A 17,851-nucleotide genomic window follows, 5' to 3' on the forward strand; every position below is an offset into this window, starting at 1 on the left:
GTCAAGACCGGTTCGCAACACTGAACGCATGCCAGGGGCCGCACGGATCGAGTGTTGACATGTCACGGATAACCGAGCCGAGCCCGTACATCGAACTCGACCGCAGGCAGTGGCGTGGTCTGCGCCAGTCGATGCCCATGGTGCTGACCGAAGGTGAACTCCGGGAATTGCGGGGTCTCGGAGAGCAGATCGACCTCACCGAGGTCGCGGACGTCTATCTGCCGCTGTCCCGTCTGATCCACCTCCAGGTCGCCGCGCGCCAGCGGTTGTTCGCCGCGACCTCCACCTTCCTCGGAGAACGGCAACCCGAACGACAGGTGCCGTTCATCATCGGCGTGGCGGGCAGCGTCGCAGTCGGCAAATCGACCACGGCACGCGTGCTGCAGGCCCTACTCGCGCGCTGGGAGAGTCACCCCAAGGTCGACCTCGTCACCACTGACGGCTTCCTCTATCCGACCGCCGAGCTCGAGCGTCGGGGCATCATGCACCGCAAGGGGTTTCCTGAATCCTACGACCGCAGAGCGTTGCTGCGCTTCGTCACGGAGGTCAAGTCGGGGGCACGAGACGTCTCGGCTCCGGTGTACTCCCACGTGTCGTACGACATCGTCCGCGGGACCAAACATCATGTGCAACAACCTGACATCTTGATCGTCGAGGGTCTCAACGTACTCCAGACCGGCTCCAGGCTCATGGTGTCGGATCTCTTCGATTTCTCGATCTACGTCGACGCCAGGATCGAAAACATCGAAGACTGGTACATAACCCGCTTCTTGGCAATGCGCACAACGGCTTTCGCAGACCCGCAGTCACATTTCCACCACTATTCGTCTCTGACCGACGACCAGGCAACGCTGGCCGCCCGGGACATCTGGAACGGCATCAACCGGCCCAACCTGGTGGAGAACATCCTCCCCACCCGCCCTCGCGCCACGCTCGTGCTGCGCAAGGACGCCGATCATGCGATCAATCGAGTGCGGCTACGCAAGATCTGACGCGGGACGATCACTTGCCGAAGCGCCGGCTGCGAGCGGCGTAGTCACGCAACGCGCGGAGAAAGTCGACGCGCCGAAATGCCGGCCAGTACGCGTCGGTGAACCAGATCTCCGAGTAAGCACTCTGCCAGAGCAGGAAGCCTGAAAGCCGTTGCTCACCTGATGTTCTGATGACGAGGTCGGGGTCAGGCTGTCCGCGGGTGTAGAGGTTCTGGTCGATGGCCTCCACGGTCACCGCGTCGACGAGTTCGTCGGGCGAATCGCCGGCAGCGATCCGGTCGGCGAGCAACGACCGGACCGAGTCGACGATTTCCTGCCGCCCGCCGTAACCGACCGCCACGTTCACGTTGGGTCCCGTACGTCCGGAGGACTGCTGTTGCGCCGCCTTCAGCCGCGCCGAGACCTGATCGGGCAGCTGGTCGAGCGCCCCGACGATGTTCACCCGCCAGGGCTGTCCCGGAGCGGAGATCTCCTCGACGATGTCGGGAACGATCTCGAGAAGCGCGCCCAGTTCTTCGGAGTCACGGCTCAGGTTCTCCGTGGAGAGCAAATAGATCGTCACGGTCTCGATACCCAGTTCACTGCACCAACTCAGCACCTCGGCGATCTTCTGCGCACCGACACGATGACCGTGGTTGACGTTCTCGAAACCAGCCGCCCGGGCCCACCTACGGTTTCCGTCACAGATGATCGCGATGTGCCGCGGATATCTGGACGGGTCCAGATAGTGCGTCAGCCGACGTTCGTAGACCCGATACATGGGTCCGCGCATGGTGTCGGGGATCAGCTTCACCCGCTACACCTTACGCGGCGACCGTGTCGCAGGACCACAACCTACGGTACCGTAGGTTGTGGTCGAATCTGAATTGGCACTGCTGGCCGAACTCAAGCCGCGGATGCGCGGATGGATCCATCTGTACGCCGGATTCGTCGCCATCCTCACCGGGCTGGTACTGGTCACGGTCGCCTGGGCTCTGGTTGGGCCCATGGCGGCCCTGGCCTGCGGAATATACGCACTCACCGTGTGTGGTGTGTTCGGTGTGAGCGCCACCTACCACCGCGTCGACTGGACCTCGGACGTCGCCAGGACCTGGATGAAACGCGCGGACCATTCGATGATCTTCGTGTTCATCGCCGGGAGCTACACCCCCTTCTGCGTGATGGGCCTGGAGCCGCCGGAACAGGTGATCGTGTTGATCATCGTCTGGTCTGGAGCGCTGGCCGGAGTCACCCTCAAAGTCCTCTGGCCCGGGTCCCCGCGCTGGCTCGGGGTCCCCCTCTACATTCTTCTCGGCTGGACGATCGTGGCGGTGATACCCGCGCTGATCGACTCCGTCGGGGCGGCCGTGGTCGTGCTCCTGGCGATCGGTGGCCTGTTCTACACGATCGGCGGCATTCTCTACGCCACCCGCTGGCCCGACCCGTGGCCCACCACCTTTGGACACCACGAGTTCTTCCACGCCTGCACCGTCATCGCCGCGCTGGTGCACTACATAGCCGTCTGGCTCGTCCTGTTCCAGTAACTGTGCTGGTCTGGCTCGCTACGCTCGCGGCAGCTTCGGCCTTTGAGCGCGTGTTCTTCCCTCCTCGATCGCATCGCTTCGCTCGCTCCTCGTCAGTCCAGAACACGCGCGGCCGGCTGCGGACACTCCCATCGGTCGCTTCGCTCCCTCGCTCGTGTCATCTGAGCCCGTCGCCGTCGTGCCTTCAGCGCTTGGCTGCCGAGAGGGCTCCGATCACGTCAAGCGTGGCGTCCCAGTCCATGCACTTGTCGGTGACCGACTGGCCGTAGGTGAGTGGGGTGGCCTCGGTCGACTGAGCACCGGCAACAAGGAAGCTCTCGAGCATGACACCGCTGATCCCCCGCTGACCGTCGGAGATCATCGCAGCGATCTCCGTGGCGACCTCGGCCTGCCGAATGTGGTCTTTGCCGGAATTGGCGTGCGAGCAGTCGATCATCAAGAGTTCGGGAAGACCCGCCTTGGCGAGCGAGGCGAGGGCACCCTCGATCGATGCGGCGTCGAAGTTCGGGCCGCCTGTGCCACCACGCAAGATGATGTGGCAGTCGTTGTTGCCCGCGGTCTCGACGATCGCACCCCGGCCGAAGTCGTCGACACCGAAGAAGACGTGTTCGGCCGCTGCGGCTTTCACACCGTCGGTGGCGACCTGGATGTTGCCGTCGGTGCCGTTCTTGAAGCCGATGGGCATAGACAGCCCGGAAGCGAGCTGCCGGTGCACCTGAGATTCGGTGGTGCGGGCGCCGATTGCGCCCCACGCCACCGCATCGGCGATGTATTGCGGGCTCGTGGGTTCGAGGAACTCACAACCGACTGGTAGCCCGAGGTCGATGATGTCGAGCAGCAGCGAACGAGCCACGCGCAGGCCACGTTCGACGTCGAAGCTGCCATCCATGCCGGGGTCGTTGATCAGACCCTTCCAACCGACGGTGGTGCGCGGCTTCTCGAAGTAGACCCGCATCACGATCTTCAGACGATCAGCATGCTCGGTGGCGATCGGCGCGAGGCGACGGGCGTACTCGAGGGCAGCGATCGGATCGTGAACCGAGCACGGCCCCACGATGACCAGCAACCGGTCGTCGCGGCCGGCGAGGATGGCGGCGATCTCGTCGCGGTCGCGCTGAACCACCTCAGCGCGACGGGCGGTCAGCGGCAGTTCCGAACGCACGGTATCGGGCGACGGGATCTCGCGGAACGACCGGATACGACGGTCGGAGGTCTGGGGTCCGGACAGGATTCCCTGTTCGTTACTCATGTTGTGTGCCTTCCTGATTCGGCGGGCACCTCAACACGGTCGTCCGGGTGCCCTGACAAAGAAAAAGCAGCGACCACGATCGGTCACTGCTCGGGGCTCCGGGTGTTGTTGCGCGTCAGCGTAGCGCTGTATCGGCGGCTCCACCCGGAGCCTCGATAAAGCGCCAATAGGCACGTACGCGGTTGATCACGTCGGCCAATCTAGCACGACCGCGCCGAGGCGGGTAGTTCCCCCTCGCGCTGTACCCCGAGTCAGAGCCCTCACGGCTGACCCCGGTCGATGACCCGGGAGAGCACGATGATGCTCTCGGAATGGTCGACGGTCTCGGCGGCCCGAATGCGCTCGAGCGCCGCCTCGAGATGCTGCACGTCCCGCGCCACCACCCGCAGGATCGCGTCGGCCTGACCGGTGACCGTCGCCGCACTGACGACCTCGGTGATGTGCTCCCAGGACCGCGCGAGGATGTCCGGAGCGATGGTCCCCCGGCAGAAGACCTGCACATACGCCTCCGTTGTCCATTTCAGCGCCGCCGGATCCGTCACGACGGTGAAACCTCGGATGACGCCTGAAGAGACGAGGCGGTCGACGCGTCGTTTCACCGCAGGCGCCGACAGCCGGACCTGCTCGCCGATCTGCGCATACGTCTGGCGCGCATCGCGCGTCAGGCACGCCAGAATCGCCTCGTCGAGTTCGTCGAGCGCCGCCATGACCACCCTCCTGAGCGTTTCGTCCGCGTCACGCAACGGATTCGACTATTCTGCCAGAAGACACAACAGATGCCGGGTACAGACGCAATGTCCGACGATTGATTGCGCATTGGGCCCTTCATACGATCAACTTGTGACCATCACCGACCTCGCGCCCCTCCCCTCCCGTGATCGAGTCTCCCGGCCGCGCGCTTACGCCATGACCATCCCAACCCACTTCGAGGTCAGCTACTGCATCAACCCGTGGATGGATCCGGCGATCCCGGTCGACACCTCGTTGGCGATCGCGCAGTGGAAGAGCCTCCGGCGCATCTACCTCGACCTCGGGCACACTGTGGACCTCGTGCCTGAACAGCCCGGCCTCCCTGACATGGTCTACGCCGCCAACGGCGGCCTCGTCGCCGGTGGCGTCGCAATCGCCGCCAAGTTCCGGCATGACGAACGCCGGGCGGAGGGTCCCGTGTACGCGGCGTGGCTGGCGGGTGCAGGGGTCGGCCCGGTCCATCACCTCGACGGAATCAACGAGGGTGAAGGCGACTTCCTCGTCGTCGGGAACAGGATCCTGGCCGGTACTGGTTTCCGCACCGATCACGGTGCGCACGAACAGGTTCAGCGGCTCACCGGGATGCCCGTCATCAGCCTCGAACTCGTCGATCCGCGCTACTACCACCTCGACACCGTCATCGCGGTCCTCGACGATCAGACCATCGCCTACCACCCCGCCGCGTTCTCTGCGGCTGCACAGGACACGTTGGCCACGCTCTATCCCGATGCCATCATCGCGTCCGATCCTGACGCCGCCGTGCTCGGACTCAACCTCGTCTCCGACGGGCGCAATGTCGTGATGACCGACGCCGCACCGCAGTTGGCCGCCGCCATCGGCGGGGCCGGGTTCGCCGTCATCGAGGTCGACCTGTCCGAACTCCTCAAGGGCGGCGGCGGAGTCAAGTGTTGCACTCTCGAACTACGCAGGACAGGAACAGCATCATGAGTATCGACCTCACCAGCGCCGTCGGACCGGTCTTCAGTTCGGGCGAGCACATCGCCATGGTCGATGATCATGCCGCGCACAACTACTCACCACTGCCCGTCGTCGCGGCCACCGCCGAGGGCGTATGGATCACCGACGTCGAAGGCAAACGCTACCTCGACGCCCTGGCGGGGTACTCCGCCGTAAATTTCGGGCATCGGAACACCGAGATCGTCGCCGCAGTGACCGACCAGTTGAGCCGATTGACATTGACCAGCAGGGCTTTCCACTCCGCCCGCCTCGGACCGTTTTGCCGAGACCTGGCGGCGTTGTGCGGTAAAGACATGGTGCTACCGATGAACACCGGTGCCGAAGCGGTCGAGTCCGCGATCAAAGTGGCCCGCAAGTGGGGCACCGACGTCAAAGGCGTACCGACCGATCAGGCCTCGATCGTGGTGGCCGCGGGAAACTTCCACGGTCGCACCACCACCATCGTCAGCTTCTCCGACGACCAGACGGCACGGCGCGGTTTCGGTCCGTTCACACCGGGCTTCCGGATCGTCCCGTTCGGTGACGTCGACGCGATGGCCGCCGCCATCGACGACACCACCGTCGCGGTCTTGATCGAACCGATCCAGGGCGAGGCCGGAGTGGTCGTGCCGCCCCCGGACTACCTCCCCGGGGTGCGGGACCTGTGCACCACTGCGAAGGTGTTGATGATCTGCGACGAGATCCAGTCGGGCCTGGGTCGAACCGGCAAGACGTTAGCCTCAGATCACTGGGGAGTGGTGCCGGACCTGTACACCCTGGGCAAAGCGCTCGGCGGCGGCGTACTCCCGGTGTCGGCCGTGGTCGGCGACAGCGATGTACTCGGCGTCCTCGCGCCCGGCGAACACGGTTCCACCTTCGGTGGCAATCCTCTTGCCGCCGCAGTCGGTTCGACGGTGGTGAGCATGCTCGGCACCGGCTACTGGCAAGACCGCGCAACCGTCATGGGCGCACATCTGCACGGCAGGCTCGCCGACATGGTCGGTTCCGGGGTGACCGCCGTGCGTGGCCTGGGACTCTGGGCGGGGGTCGACGTGGATCCAACCCTCGGTTCGGGCAAGGACCTGTGCAAAAAACTCGCTCAGCGTGGTGTCCTGGTCAAGGACACCCATGGCTCCACCCTACGATTCGCCCCGCCGATCGTCATCACCATCGACGAGATCGACTGGGCCATGGATCAATTCGCCGACGTGCTGGAGAGTGCCGCCGACAAGGCCTGAGCCGTGGTCACGGGCAGCCCACACACCGAGCCCCGGCACACGTAAGCGGCCGCCTGGCCATCGACCGTCGGGCGGCCGGCCAGCAAGGGTTGTGAATCGACTGGCCCGCCCACCACCACGGAACCGCCGGGAACCAGCTGCCGAGTGCGGATCAACAGCTCACTCGGTTCCCGTCCCGGCTGGGACACCGCCACTTGGAGTGGCCCGGCGAGCCGCGCCGAGATCACCGCGAGCCAATGACCGGCGGAGCGAGGCAGCTTGTCGAGCAGCACGCCGCCCCTGGTGAGGGTCGCATCGGCCAGCGCCGCATGATCACCGGCGGAGCGGCGGGTTCCTCCGACCGGCGTCAGTGGTGCTGCGGTCAGCAGTGCCTCGGCGATCAGAGAAGTGCCCGCGGGGGTCGCGCCGTCGATCGGGTCTCGTGGCCTGGCGAGCAGGCTCTCGGCATCGGAGCCCGCGTCGTACCACGATCCCGGTGCCTGCGGGTCGGCAAACAAGTCGATCGTGTTGTCCAGCAGATCGAGTGCCGCATCGAGCCACGTCGTCTCGCCGGTGACCTGGTACAGCGTCAACAAGGCGGTCACGAGGGCCCCGTGGTCGTCGAGCGCTGCCAGCGGCTCCCCCACGACGCCATCGAGCGATGAACGACGCAGCCGCCCGTCGACCAGATGACGGTCCAGGATCTCGCGGCCGCACCAGGCCGCGAGGTCGACCCATTCCGGCCGGCCCAGTCCTGCACCGGCTTCGGCGAGCGCGGTGATCGCCATCGCGTTCCAGCCGGTCACCACCTTGCCGTCGCGCGCCGGCTGCGAGCGTTGCGCACGCACAGCCCATAGTCGGGTACGTACGGATTCGTAACGAACCGCATCACTCGGGTCCGCGCGCAGCTGCAACGTCGACGCACCCGCTTCGAAGGTCCCTACCGGCGTCACCGCGAAAAGCTCGGCGGCCCACTGTCCGTCTTCCTCGCCCAACACCTCGGTCAGTTCGCCGGGCGTCCAGACGTACGTCAGCCCCTCGTGCCCGTCGGTGTCCGCATCCAACGCCGAGGCGAACCCGCCCACCACCGTGAGGTCGCGCTCGAGGAAGCCGACTGTCTCTTCGGTCACCCTGCGCATCAGAGGATCTGACGTGACCCGCGCCAGATGGGCGTACACGCGGAGTAGTTGCGCGTTGTCGTAGAGCATCTTCTCGAAATGCGGGACCACCCAGTCCTGATCGACGGCGTATCTGGCGAACCCGCCACCGAGTTGGTCGTAGATCCCACCCCGCGCCATCACGTCAGCGGTTCGGGTCACGGCCTCGACCACTGCCGGGTCAGCTGTCCTCTCGTACTCGCGGAGCAGGCCTTCCATCAGCGCAGACGGTGGGAACTTCGGGGCGCCGCCGAAGCCACCGTGAGCGCGATCCTCGTCCCCGAGAACGTCGGCGACAGCCTTTGCCAACAACACATCGTCGAGTGGGTGCTGCGCGTCCGGAAGGCCGGAGGCGTTTGCCCGTAGCTGCTCCGTGACAGCGACACCGACGCGGTCGACCTCCTCGCGTTTGGTCTTCCACGTCGCCGTGATCGCCTCGAGCAGTTGCACGAACGACGGCATACCCTGCCTGGGCGCGGGCGGAAAGTAGGTGCCGCAGTAAAACGGTTCGCCGCCCGGACTCAGGAAGCAGGTCATGGGCCAGCCACCCTGCCCGGTCATCGCGACTGTCGCATTCATGTAGATGGCATCGATGTCAGGGCGTTCTTCGCGATCGACCTTGATACAGACGAAGTCCCGGTTCATCACCGCCGCAGTGGCCGGATCTTCGAACGATTCGTGGGCCATCACGTGGCACCAATGGCACGCGGCGTATCCGACGGACAGCAGGATGGGCACGTCACGCTCGCGTGCCCAGGCCAGGGCGTCGGGACTCCACTGTTGCCAGTGCACCGGATTGTCGGCGTGCTGGCGAAGGTATGGGCTGGTCGCCTCAGCGAGGCTGTTGGTGCCGCGGGTCACCGTCGGTCCCGTCGTCGGCGGCCTGATCGGCTTCCGGGTTGTCCCAGTCGAATTTCTTCGGAAGTCCCCGGAGGTGCCGGTTCATCGACCAGATCAAGAAGACGGTTCCTGCCAGCAGCAGCAGCACCACGAGCAGCCCCATGGGTGAGGCCTTGCCGAACTCGGGCCCCTCCGTCTTGGCGAGCACGTCGGTGAGATGGGCTGCGGCCAGGGTGGTGGTCATTCTGACGCCCCCGCCGCGATCGCCGCGTCGATACCCGCGAATAGATCGGTCTCCGGTATGGCGGTCTTCACCCGCGTCTTCGCGAGTTCGAACTCCTCCGTGGGCCAGAGCCTTTGCTGCCACTCCATGGGCACAGCGAAGAAGACGCCGTTCGGGTCGATCTGCGTGGCATGGGATCGCAGCGCTTCATCACGCTGCGGGAAGAAATCACCGCAGGTCACCTGGGTGGTCACCCGTCCCATCAAATTTCCACGCTCGGGATCCCACTTCGAGAGCCATTCCGCGAACGGGCTCTCCTTGCCGATCTTCGCGTACTCATCGGAGAACAGCATCATGCGGTCGCGGATGAAACCGTGGGTGTAGTAGATCTTGGACACCGTCCACGGATCGCCCGCGTCAGGGAATTTCTCCGGATCGCCCGCGGCCTCGTAGGCCGCCATCGAGACCTCATGGTCACGGATGTGATCGGGATGCGGGTACCCACCGAGTTCGTCGTAGGTGATCATCACGTGCGGCTTGAAGTCGCGGACAACGCGGACCAGGGCCTCGGTCGAGACCTCGAGCGGCACGGTGGCGAACGAACCTTCCGGCAGCGGGGGCAGCGGGTCGCCCTCGGGGAGCCCGGAGTCGACGAAACCGAGCCACATCTGCTGCACACCGAGCGCCGCAGCGGCCTTGGCCATCTCCTCGCGGCGAACCTCCGGCATGCGTTCCTTGATCCCCGGCAGATCCATCGCGGGGTTCAGGATGTCGCCCCGTTCACCGCCGGTGAGAGTCACCACCAAGACGTCGTGGCCTTCGGCGGCGTACTTGGCCATCGTGGCTGCGCCTTTGCTGGACTCGTCGTCGGGGTGCGCGTGCACCGCCATGAGTCGTAGTCCACCCACGCGTTTCCTCACCTTCACAGTGCCGGTCATCGCCCTCAATACTCCCACCGAACGTGCGACCCGCCCTCACCGGTCCTCCAGGTTCTCCCTACATGGTAGGTATGAACGCATGACCAGCGCTCGCAGCCTCCCGCAGGGGCGCTACCCCACAGAACGGTCGCCTCGATCCCGTCGACGCTGGTTCGTGGTGCTCACGACGTTGGTGGTGGCGGCCGGGGTCTTGCTTGCCTGGCTCGGCTACCAGCGCTTTTCCGACCCTGACATCTCGGGTGAGGCCAGCGGATACCTGATCATCGACAGCTCCACTGTCGAGGTGAAGTTCACGGTCAACCGCAAAGACCCGAGCAAACCGGCGACCTGCGTCTTGCGAGCGCGTTCGAAGGACGGCTCCGAGACGGGTCGACGCGAGGTCTACATCCCCGCATCGAGCCAGACTCAGCTGTCATTGTCGTCACTCGTCCGCACGTCGGCTGCGCCGGCCGTCGGCGAGGTCTACGGCTGCAGCGAGTCGGTGCCGGACTACCTCGTCGCGCCGTGACCCGGTAGTCCCGACCGACCGTCAACCGAATGGCGGACACATGCTCCACTCCCCAGCTCGTGACCTGCGACGTCTCGCGCAGCACACGTTCGACACCTTTCCGTGACTAACTATTTCTCCGTCCCTTGCGACGGTGGTAGTGGGTCGGCAACGAAAGGATCTGCTCGATGAAAACCATTGCGAGTTCTACCTTTTCGACACGAATTTTCATGACCGTATGTGCCGCGTCGATCGCTGCGGCGGTGGTGACAGGATGCGGCACCGCCGATGAAGGCTACTCCTTCCCGGTGACCACCACCCTGACCCAAACCGACGTCGTCGCCACCACGATCACGTCGCCACCACCGGCAACGAACGGTCCCGCCGCCAGTCCTTTGACCAGTGCAACATGTGACGTCGACACGGTGACGATCGATTCCGCGATCGCACAGATCGCGCCACCGATGCCCGGAGTCGGTTGGGTCGAAGGGGAGAGCAACGTCAACACCTGTGCGTCGCTCACCTACGTGACCTTGGACACCGAGGGAGGCACCGTGTCGTCCCCGTACCAGTTGCTGCTCTTCCACGACGGTGAGTTCCTCGGAACCGGAACGTCCTGCAATCTGAGCTATCAGACCGTGGCCGCCACAGCCGATGACCGAATCGACGTCCGGTACCGCTACCTCGTCGGAGACGAGGCCAACGCCGACCCACAGGGTGAGGCCTACGTGAGCTATCACTGGAACGGCTCCGACGTCGACATGCTCGGCGAGCTGCCGGAGGCGGTCACCCGAGGCGAGTGCTGATCACCCATAATCGGCACCCATGACACCAACAACACAGTCTGGGCAGCCGGACCCGTCCACCGCCAAGGGACCGGGTCCGGCGTTCGCCTCCATCACCAGTTACTACTTTCCGATGCTCGTCGCGCTCTTTGTAGGCGTGATGATGATCAGCAACATCACCGGCACCAAGGGTGTGGTGCTGTTCCCCGATCTCCACGTCGACTTCGGGCCCCTGTCCATGGACGGCCTGGTCACCGACGGCGCGTTCTACCTCTTCCCCCTCGCCTACGTCCTCGGTGACGTGATCAGCGAGGTCTACGGCTTCAGGGCCATGCGGCGCACGATTCTCGCCGGGTTCTTCGTCCTGCTCATCGCCTCGCTGTGTTTCTGGCTGACCATCCACCTGCCCGCAGCCGACTTCTACGACGGGCAAGAGTCGTTCAAGACCGTCGCCGGCGTCGTCCCCCAGTTCCTGGCCGCAGGTTTGGCCGGATACGTCGTGGGTGAGTTCCTCAATTCTTGGGTTCTCGTGACAATGAAGGAACGGTCCGGAGAAAAACACCTCTGGGCCCGTCTGCTCGGGTCGACGGTCGTCGGCGAGTTTTTCGACACCCTGGTCTTCTGTTCCATTGCCGCTACCGCACTGGGCATTTCGACCTGGTCGGATTTCTTGAACTACACGATCATCGGATTTGTGTGGAAAACGCTGGTCGAAGTGGCGATCATGCCACTGACCTATCTGTTCGTCGGTTGGCTCAAGAAACGTGAGCCCACCTACGGTTCCGCACTCGAAACTGCGGGCACAATTAGATAAGAATTCGAGAACCGTCCATCTGTGCTGGTACTCTTGGCTGATACACGGTCCCGAGAGGGGCCGTGTTGCTGTATTTAACGAGAGGGAGTGACGAGCATGACCGACACCGAGGTGACCTGGCTTACCCAGGAGTCCCATGATCGGCTCAAAGAGGAGCTCGACGCTCTCATCGCGAATCGTCCGGTGATTGCTGCCGAGATCAACGAGCGTCGCGAAGAGGGCGACCTCAAGGAGAACGGTGGCTACCATGCCGCCCGTGACGAGCAGGGCCAGCAAGAGGCCCGCATCCGTCAACTCCAGGAGCTGCTCAACACCGCCAAGGTTGGCGAGACCCCCACTCAGTCGGGCGTTGCATTGCCCGGGTCCGTGGTCAAGGTCTACTACGACGGCGACGAATCAGACACCGAGACCTTCCTGATCGCAACCCGAGAACAGGGTTCGTCGGATGAGAAGCTCGAGGTCTACTCCCCGAAGTCGCCGCTCGGTGGTTCGCTCATCGACGCCAAGGTCGGTGACACCCGCAAGTACACCGTGCCCAGTGGGGCCACCGTGTCCGTGACCCTGGTCAGCGCGGAGCCGTACCACACGTAAGAACCCCATGATGGTGGCTTTTGGCGAGTAAACCCGCAGGTCGGGTTCGCCAGAAGCCACCATTTTGGTTTCGGGACCGACATTCGCGTCAGCCTGCGACAGACCAGGTGCCGTCCTCCCGGGTCACCGTCGTCGCGGCGCCGTTGGCATCCGTCATTTTGAGCGTCGCGTCGTCCAGCCATTCCAGCTTCACGGCTCTGATATCGGCGCGGTACTCCTCGGCACCTTGCTTGTCCGCGATGACAACATTTCCGCCGCCGGCCGAGGCGACGTAGCTTCCACCGGGGGACGTCACTTCGACCGCCGGTAGTGGCACAGGGACTGGAGCAGGGACCGGCGCGGCAGTCGACAGCGGTGGCGCGCTGGTCGGCGGCTCGTCGCTCGTCGTGGTCGGCACCGGCGCAGAGACGCTGGTGGTGGGTTTCTCGGACGCACTCGGGCTCGACGGCGTGAAGGTCGAGGACTCAGGTGGGGCGGATGTGGTCGAGGAGGAGGAGGCCGTCGAGGACGTCGTCGTCGTTGTCGTTGTCGTTGTCTGGAGGGGTGCTGCACGCGCGGCTGAGGAGGTACCGGTTGCGGATGCGCACGACACGCTGCCGAGCAACAGGTTGACGCTGATGTTCAGTCTTCCCGTCGATAGAAAGTTGCCCACCCTGCTGCGAACTTCCACGTTGTACACCCCGAGCAAGGCCAGCCCGAGGACGTCGTTGAAGTACGCTCTGCTGACGACCAGCGTCGCCGGGTTGGTAGTCGATGCGGGTACCACAGCCGAATTCGACGGACCCACGAGCACCGGGACGAAAGTGAACACGTAGGCGTAGGAATGGTGGTTCGCCGGATTCGCCCATGACAGGCGGGCGCTGGTCTCAAGGAACCCGGTGGTGACAGTAGTACACGTCAGGGGCGCTGTCGGTGCTTCCGGTCGGCCCGCCGAGACCGCACCGGCTGCTGTCGCGGAGTCGGTGAGCGGAGCGAGGGTGCCATGGGTTCGCGCGAAGCCCACGACGGCTGCGGCTACCACGGTCACGGCGATCAATCCCTGCGCCACGATCGCGGTGCTGCGTGAGCGCAGCGACATCGACCCGGTGTGCCTGCCCTGACTTGTTCGGCGAATCAGCTTGTCCGGTCGGAACGCCAGGCACAACAGACCGAGAGTGAACAACGTGGCGACGGCCCACGAAAAAGGACTGGCAAACGAACTCAAGACGTAGCCCAGGTTCGGGATATGGAACAGCACCTCGTCGACCGTCGAGACTGTGTATGGTTCCGAATCCTCGATGCTGTTCGCGTCGCCACGCAGTGTCATGGTGGTCGAATTGCCGACCCGCGAATCGATCGACACGACCCGATGGGTGATTCGCGTGCCATCGGGACGCATGACGCTCACGATGTCCCCCGCTGCGACGTCGCCGGCCGGCACCGAACGTGAGATCGCGACGTCGCCGACATCGATTGCCGGAGACATGGAGTCAGAGCGGAAGATCAACGGCGACAACCCTAATGAGGCACTCACGATCGCAGTGAACACACATAACACGCCTGTGATCGCGCCGACGGTCAGAGTGACCTCGAGCGCGATCTTCTTGGCACGATCGGACATCTCAGGTGCCTGCGCTGGCGGTGAACGTGAACAGCACAGACCCCGATGTGCCCGCCAGACTGGCCGGCGCCGTGGTCGGGAGATTCAGCTGAACACAGAGGGGGTCGGTGCCGGACGTCGCCGCGACCGGTCCACGCCCGGTCGCGAATGCCGACGGTGTGTTGGTGATCGACTTTGCCGTCGTCAGTACAGTTCCCGGTCCACAGATGCCGCCGGAGGCCGTCGCGCCGGCGACCGCGGTCAGCGTCACGCCCTGCCCCAGGGCGTCGGCGCTCGACACCGACGCGGTGTACCTGAACGCCGCAGTCCCGGTGTTGCTCACCGTGACGACCTTTGCTGCCGACTGTCCCGGAAGGATCCCGTTGGGGGCAAATGTGAACGACGCGTTCTTCACACCGTCCGCGAGGATCGTGATGGTGGCAGTGGTGAACTCACCCGACCTGGTACTCACGGTCGAGGACCACAGGGCCAGAGTCCCCACCACCGCGATGCCGATGACCATCCCGATCGACAGAACGGCGCGGGTGCGGCGGCTTATCAGCGCCAGCCCCGCGGCACGCAACCACGCGCTCACGGCGCACTCGGCGGAGCACGGCGCTCGCGGACCGAGCCCGCGAACTGGACGATTGCGTAGAGGAGCAGGGTTGCAGCGACCACGTAAACAACGACCAGGCGCGTCGAGCCGCTGATCCAATTGTTCACATAGCCGAGGTACGGGATCGAGTACCACAATTCTCCCCGTATCTGCGCCGGCCGCACCGGCTGTGCATCCGGGACCGCGACTGCGTCGCCCTGCGTCGTGAGCAACCGGTTGCCTTGCTGGTCGAAATTGAATCCGACGATGCGATGAGTGACCACCGCGGGTTCACCCGAACGAATCTGGTAGGTCACCACATCACCGATCTGCAAGGTCGTTGCATCGACCTTGCGGACCACGATGAGTGTCCCAGGAGGATAATCCGGCTTCATCGATGAGGTGAGTATCGAATATGGTTGCGCCCCTGCGATCTTCGGTACGACGATTGTCGCGAGAAGGATCGCCACCAAAGCCAGCAGGAGCGCCCACGTGACGATCTGGAACGCCCACCACAGTGGTCCGGTCCTGCGCGGGCTGTCTTCGATGGCAATGCGCGCTTCCGACTGTTTCGAGGTCATGTTCGCGTCTGCTCTGACCGAAAATCGAAAAGTACTGTGTAAGTCGCGGATCCGATTCCGGCTACCGATTGCAACGTGCTCCTTATGCACCAGGTCTCTGTGACCCCCTCGGCCAGCGAACGCCAGGGGCTGCTCGCGCCGGCGCCGGAAGCGTTTGTGGTGAACGTGGTGAACGCCGCGGCACCGGGGAGTGTCCCGGTGCCGCACGTGCTGCCGACGGCCATGACGGTCCCGGATAGTGACAGCGTGACGCCCGAGCCGGGCGTACTGACTTGTGGGCCGGCAGCATTGAGGCGATACCGCAGAGGGGTGCTACCACCGTTGGTGATCGCCAAAGGTGCCTGGCGTTGGTCACCGGGGAGTATTCCCGCCCCATTGAGTCCTGCGAACTGGTAAGTTGACCCGGACCCACTGCCTGCCACCAGCTTGAGCTGGCCGGTTGTCACCGTCGCGCTGTCGGTGGAGGCGTTGTCGGTCCACAGAGCGTCGGTCGACCGCACTGCCGCTAGGGACAGCGCGATAACCGCACCCAACACTGTTACGACCACGAGCCGGGTCGTACCCGACGAGGACATCGTCAGGAACGAACCTGATTCAGGTTCACCGACATCCCCGAGACGTTCACGCCTTGGTTCTGGCTGACTTGATCGTTCACATCGGCGAACGCGACTGTGACCTTCACGACGACGGTGTGGGGTGCGCCGGGGGTGATGGTGACCGTGCTACCGCCGGGTGCCGGGGTGCCGTCGACTGTGGCAACCGGGGTGACCGTCACGCCCGTGGGCGGAGTCCCGGCGGCGCCTGGATCGACAGTGACCTCTGCCTCCATGTTCTTACCAGTCGCAACAGCTGTGTAGGTCGAGGTGTACTCCCAGGTGTCCAGCGGCACCAGCAGGTCAGTCGTCGGATCCACTGCAGTGCCGCCGACCACCCCCGTCGTCGAAACATCGGTCCACGAGGGCGTCCCTTGGGCCGTCAGGTCGAGCTCGCCGGTGGTGAGGTTTCCCGGGGTATTGCTGCCCGAGTCGCTCCACAGTGCGTACGAACCCGCACCGCCGAGCAGTATGACGACAGCAGCTCCGGCAGCGAGAGCGCCTTTGGCGTTTCGATTCATGTCTTCAACCTCGCAAAGGTACGGCGGCCCTTCAAGCCGCATCGGATTGGTGGTGGGTCAACGTGAATTTCGACCCTCTGCCGCGGAATTCGCATCAGACGATGGTCCCCACATCGATATTGCACAAATTCAATTCGACGCGGTTCACATTGCATCTCGCCGAGAATGTCGCCCCTTGGTAACCCGGCGTTACAAAATTCAACAGCAATTATCAATTCGATGACGACCCTACGCCAAATGGTTCTCTATGGCGAGCCAATTCGAGAATCTTCATCACTTCAATCAACACGCCTTTACCGAGACATTCTGACCTCAATCTTCCGCATCGACCCAGTTCCAGGTCATTATTGCTGTACACATTTGCCTCGAAGATGGATTCATCGCAGGCCAGGCGACAAATGCCAAGACAACGTCCGCAAGCATTGCAATCGAATTCAGCTGAGCCTGCCTCAGGGAGCGCATAAGTGCACACTTTGACGATCAAAGACTCGGGAATGATTTTTTGTTAGGCTTATTAAAAATAATGCCTGAACACGACCCTCCATTGAAATCTTTGCCGTCATTGCTCAAGTGACCAGGTACTCCATATAGATATGACGGTTTGGTGATCACGCGATATGTCGGGGTCGAAATGTAATTAAACGCGTCGACATGTGTCGAGCACTCACTGTCTGGGTAGCTTCCATCTCATGACTGATCCCAGCTCCACCGCCAACCAGATCGCCGAGTTCGCCGAACAACACTCCGACTTCACCGCGATCGCCTTCGACAACGACGGCAAGATCATCGACTGGAAGACCTCGGGCGATTGGGTCAATGGTTCTCACGAGGGTGAGCGCATCCATGTGGTCGACGGTGACATCACCGCCGAAGCCGTTCAGCACGTGCTGGACAGCTGAGGTCTAGCACCACCTTCTGGTGCGCCGGAGCGACGTCAACTCGCTCCGTCGCGGCTCTTCAGCGCACTGTCGTACCCTTCTGGAATAGTCGCTCATATGTTCGAGGGTGGGGATGTCGAAGTGCAGCGGGTGGCCGGTATCGGCCCCGCCAATTGGTTGCGGCCTAATGAATTGCTCCGTAACTGCGAGCGGTCGGTCGCCGCGCAAAGCTACTTCGAATGGGTCCGATACGACAGCGCAGCTCACCTGCACCGAATGGTCGTGGCACCCCTCGACGACACACCGGCGGCGCTGCGGGCGGTCGATCCGTTCGCGGTGTGCGCCGCGCAACTGGCCGCCGCACAGCAGATCACCCAGCAAGGGGCCGAGCACTACCTGACCCGAGCCCTGGCACTGCGCGACCGACTCCCCCACGTCAAGCAGCTGCTGAAGGAAGGACAGGTCGCCGCCCACCACATCGCCCAGATCGTCTCCCGCACCGATCTGATCGAAGGCTCCGAGCACATGGCCGACATCGACCGCGACATCGCTCAGCAACTACGCCGCCGAGGATCGTGGTC

21 protein-coding genes are annotated in these 17,851 nt (G+C 63.8%); 10 read left to right on the forward strand and 11 right to left on the reverse strand.

The genetic code is table 11. The annotated features are described in order from the left end of the window. The first annotated feature begins 59 nt into the window (after nt 1–59). Nucleotides 60–992 carry a type I pantothenate kinase gene (gene coaA, locus J3S28_RS21150; RefSeq protein WP_207842715.1) on the forward strand — a complete coding sequence of 311 codons (933 nt, stop codon included), beginning with the start codon at nt 60–62 and terminating at the stop codon, nt 990–992. A gap of 10 nt (nt 993–1,002) precedes the next feature. On the opposite strand, the gene J3S28_RS21155 is transcribed toward coaA, so the two are convergent. Next, the gene (locus tag J3S28_RS21155; protein ID WP_207842716.1) at nt 1,003–1,785 is read right to left on the reverse strand and encodes an isoprenyl transferase; all 783 of its coding nucleotides are present in this window, start codon (nt 1,783–1,785) and stop codon (nt 1,003–1,005) included. A 103-nt stretch (nt 1,786–1,888) separates the two neighbouring features. Between J3S28_RS21155 and trhA the strand changes: the two genes are divergently transcribed. Continuing rightward, nucleotides 1,889–2,515 carry a PAQR family membrane homeostasis protein TrhA gene (gene trhA / locus J3S28_RS21160; RefSeq protein WP_207842751.1) on the forward strand — a complete coding sequence of 209 codons (627 nt, stop codon included), beginning with the start codon at nt 1,889–1,891 and terminating at the stop codon, nt 2,513–2,515. A gap of 184 nt (nt 2,516–2,699) precedes the next feature. On the opposite strand, the gene J3S28_RS21165 is transcribed toward trhA, so the two are convergent. Continuing rightward, complete coding sequence (locus J3S28_RS21165) at nt 2,700–3,764, reverse strand: 3-deoxy-7-phosphoheptulonate synthase (protein ID WP_207842717.1); 1,065 nt, start codon at nt 3,762–3,764, stop codon at nt 2,700–2,702. 260 nt (nt 3,765–4,024) lie between these two features. Beyond that, on the reverse strand, nt 4,025–4,471 hold the full coding sequence (locus J3S28_RS21170) for an Lrp/AsnC family transcriptional regulator (protein ID WP_084890754.1): 447 nt from the start codon (nt 4,469–4,471) through the stop codon (nt 4,025–4,027). 133 nt (nt 4,472–4,604) lie between these two features. Between J3S28_RS21170 and ddaH the strand changes: the two genes are divergently transcribed. Both ddaH and rocD read left to right on the forward strand, forming a co-directional pair. Next, a complete protein-coding gene (gene ddaH, locus J3S28_RS21175; protein ID WP_307797300.1) occupies nt 4,605–5,462 on the forward strand; it encodes a dimethylargininase in 858 nt (285 codons plus the stop codon). A gap of 56 nt (nt 5,463–5,518) precedes the next feature. Further along, nucleotides 5,519–6,709 carry an ornithine--oxo-acid transaminase gene (gene rocD / locus J3S28_RS21180; protein ID WP_372436050.1) on the forward strand — a complete coding sequence of 397 codons (1,191 nt, stop codon included), beginning with the start codon at nt 5,519–5,521 and terminating at the stop codon, nt 6,707–6,709. Here rocD and J3S28_RS21185 read toward each other — a convergent pair. From J3S28_RS21185 to mca, 3 genes are read right to left on the reverse strand one after another with little or no spacing between them, the layout of a single operon-like run. Beyond that, nucleotides 6,667–8,706 (reverse strand): thioredoxin domain-containing protein, encoded by a 2,040-nt coding sequence (locus J3S28_RS21185; protein ID WP_207842719.1) that lies wholly within the window; start codon nt 8,704–8,706, stop codon nt 6,667–6,669. The two genes, rocD and J3S28_RS21185, sit on opposite strands and share 43 nt — an antisense overlap. Next, the gene (locus tag J3S28_RS21190; protein ID WP_207842720.1) at nt 8,678–8,929 is read right to left on the reverse strand and encodes a hypothetical protein; all 252 of its coding nucleotides are present in this window, start codon (nt 8,927–8,929) and stop codon (nt 8,678–8,680) included. The genes J3S28_RS21185 and J3S28_RS21190 overlap by 29 nt, the downstream gene beginning before the upstream one ends. Further along, nucleotides 8,926–9,846 carry a mycothiol conjugate amidase Mca gene (mca, locus tag J3S28_RS21195; protein WP_207842721.1) on the reverse strand — a complete coding sequence of 307 codons (921 nt, stop codon included), beginning with the start codon at nt 9,844–9,846 and terminating at the stop codon, nt 8,926–8,928. The genes J3S28_RS21190 and mca overlap by 4 nt, the downstream gene beginning before the upstream one ends. A 79-nt stretch (nt 9,847–9,925) precedes the next feature. Here mca and J3S28_RS21200 point away from each other — a divergent pair, with 79 nt between their 5' ends. The 4 genes from J3S28_RS21200 (at nt 9,926) to greA (ending at nt 12,523) form a co-directional block, all read left to right on the forward strand. Beyond that, nucleotides 9,926–10,354, forward strand: a complete 429-nt coding sequence (locus J3S28_RS21200; protein WP_084890741.1) for a DUF4307 domain-containing protein — start codon at nt 9,926–9,928, stop codon at nt 10,352–10,354. A gap of 167 nt (nt 10,355–10,521) precedes the next feature. Then, nucleotides 10,522–11,139, forward strand: a complete 618-nt coding sequence (locus J3S28_RS21205; RefSeq protein WP_207842722.1) for an LppP/LprE family lipoprotein — start codon at nt 10,522–10,524, stop codon at nt 11,137–11,139. A gap of 19 nt (nt 11,140–11,158) precedes the next feature. Next, the gene (locus J3S28_RS21210; protein WP_207842723.1) at nt 11,159–11,932 is read left to right on the forward strand and encodes a queuosine precursor transporter; all 774 of its coding nucleotides are present in this window, start codon (nt 11,159–11,161) and stop codon (nt 11,930–11,932) included. A gap of 96 nt (nt 11,933–12,028) precedes the next feature. Then, nucleotides 12,029–12,523, forward strand: a complete 495-nt coding sequence (gene greA / locus J3S28_RS21215) for a transcription elongation factor GreA (RefSeq protein WP_084838414.1) — start codon at nt 12,029–12,031, stop codon at nt 12,521–12,523. 88 nt (nt 12,524–12,611) lie between these two features. On the opposite strand, the gene J3S28_RS21220 is transcribed toward greA, so the two are convergent. From J3S28_RS21220 to J3S28_RS21240, 5 genes are read right to left on the reverse strand one after another with little or no spacing between them, the layout of a single operon-like run. After that, nucleotides 12,612–14,123, reverse strand: a complete 1,512-nt coding sequence (locus J3S28_RS21220) for a signal peptidase I (RefSeq protein ID WP_207842724.1) — start codon at nt 14,121–14,123, stop codon at nt 12,612–12,614. Nucleotide 14,124: 1 nt separating this feature from the next. Then, nucleotides 14,125–14,697 (reverse strand): SipW-dependent-type signal peptide-containing protein, encoded by a 573-nt coding sequence (locus J3S28_RS21225; RefSeq protein WP_307797302.1) that lies wholly within the window; start codon nt 14,695–14,697, stop codon nt 14,125–14,127. After that, nucleotides 14,694–15,278 (reverse strand): signal peptidase I, encoded by a 585-nt coding sequence (locus tag J3S28_RS21230; RefSeq protein WP_207842725.1) that lies wholly within the window; start codon nt 15,276–15,278, stop codon nt 14,694–14,696. The genes J3S28_RS21225 and J3S28_RS21230 overlap by 4 nt, the downstream gene beginning before the upstream one ends. After that, entirely contained in the window at nt 15,275–15,826 is a 552-nt protein-coding gene (locus J3S28_RS21235) for a hypothetical protein (RefSeq protein WP_207842726.1), read from the reverse strand. Before J3S28_RS21235 ends, J3S28_RS21230 begins: the two co-directional genes overlap by 4 nt. Nucleotides 15,827–15,855: 29 nt before the next feature. Then, complete coding sequence (locus J3S28_RS21240) at nt 15,856–16,392, reverse strand: alternate-type signal peptide domain-containing protein (protein ID WP_207842727.1); 537 nt, start codon at nt 16,390–16,392, stop codon at nt 15,856–15,858. Nucleotides 16,393–17,081: 689 nt separating this feature from the next. Between J3S28_RS21240 and J3S28_RS21245 the strand changes: the two genes are divergently transcribed. Together J3S28_RS21245 and J3S28_RS21250 are read left to right on the forward strand one after the other, a co-directional pair. Then, a complete protein-coding gene (locus J3S28_RS21245; protein ID WP_207842728.1) occupies nt 17,082–17,291 on the forward strand; it encodes a hypothetical protein in 210 nt (69 codons plus the stop codon). Between the two features lie 96 nt (nt 17,292–17,387). Continuing rightward, a partial coding sequence (locus tag J3S28_RS21250) for a DUF222 domain-containing protein (RefSeq protein ID WP_207842729.1) occupies nt 17,388–17,851 on the forward strand: 464 nt, incomplete at its 3' end.

It is taken from the genome of Williamsia soli (assembly GCF_017377795.1).
Lineage (GTDB): Bacteria > Actinomycetota > Actinomycetes > Mycobacteriales > Mycobacteriaceae > Williamsia > Williamsia soli.

Excerpts from the sequence above, each read along its gene's own strand:
- J3S28_RS21205 (WP_207842722.1), top strand. The coding sequence starts at position 10,522 with ATGAAAACCATTGCGAGTTCTACCTTTTCGACACGAATTTTCATGACC.
- J3S28_RS21165 (WP_207842717.1), bottom strand. The coding sequence starts at position 3,764 with ATGAGTAACGAACAGGGAATCCTGTCCGGACCCCAGACCTCCGACCGT.
- J3S28_RS21230 (WP_207842725.1), bottom strand. The coding sequence starts at position 15,278 with ATGACCTCGAAACAGTCGGAAGCGCGCATTGCCATCGAAGACAGCCCG.
- greA (WP_084838414.1), top strand. The coding sequence starts at position 12,029 with ATGACCGACACCGAGGTGACCTGGCTTACCCAGGAGTCCCATGATCGG.
- coaA (WP_207842715.1), top strand. The coding sequence starts at position 60 with ATGTCACGGATAACCGAGCCGAGCCCGTACATCGAACTCGACCGCAGG.
- J3S28_RS21240 (WP_207842727.1), bottom strand. The coding sequence starts at position 16,392 with ATGAATCGAAACGCCAAAGGCGCTCTCGCTGCCGGAGCTGCTGTCGTC.
- mca (WP_207842721.1), bottom strand. The coding sequence starts at position 9,846 with ATGACCGGCACTGTGAAGGTGAGGAAACGCGTGGGTGGACTACGACTC.
- J3S28_RS21220 (WP_207842724.1), bottom strand. The coding sequence starts at position 14,123 with ATGTCCGATCGTGCCAAGAAGATCGCGCTCGAGGTCACTCTGACCGTC.
- J3S28_RS21210 (WP_207842723.1), top strand. The coding sequence starts at position 11,159 with ATGACACCAACAACACAGTCTGGGCAGCCGGACCCGTCCACCGCCAAG.
- J3S28_RS21200 (WP_084890741.1), top strand. The coding sequence starts at position 9,926 with ATGACCAGCGCTCGCAGCCTCCCGCAGGGGCGCTACCCCACAGAACGG.
- J3S28_RS21190 (WP_207842720.1), bottom strand. The coding sequence starts at position 8,929 with ATGACCACCACCCTGGCCGCAGCCCATCTCACCGACGTGCTCGCCAAG.
- trhA (WP_207842751.1), top strand. The coding sequence starts at position 1,889 with ATGCGCGGATGGATCCATCTGTACGCCGGATTCGTCGCCATCCTCACC.
- rocD (WP_372436050.1), top strand. The coding sequence starts at position 5,519 with ATGGTCGATGATCATGCCGCGCACAACTACTCACCACTGCCCGTCGTC.
- J3S28_RS21245 (WP_207842728.1), top strand. The coding sequence starts at position 17,082 with ATGACTGATCCCAGCTCCACCGCCAACCAGATCGCCGAGTTCGCCGAA.
- J3S28_RS21170 (WP_084890754.1), bottom strand. The coding sequence starts at position 4,471 with ATGGCGGCGCTCGACGAACTCGACGAGGCGATTCTGGCGTGCCTGACG.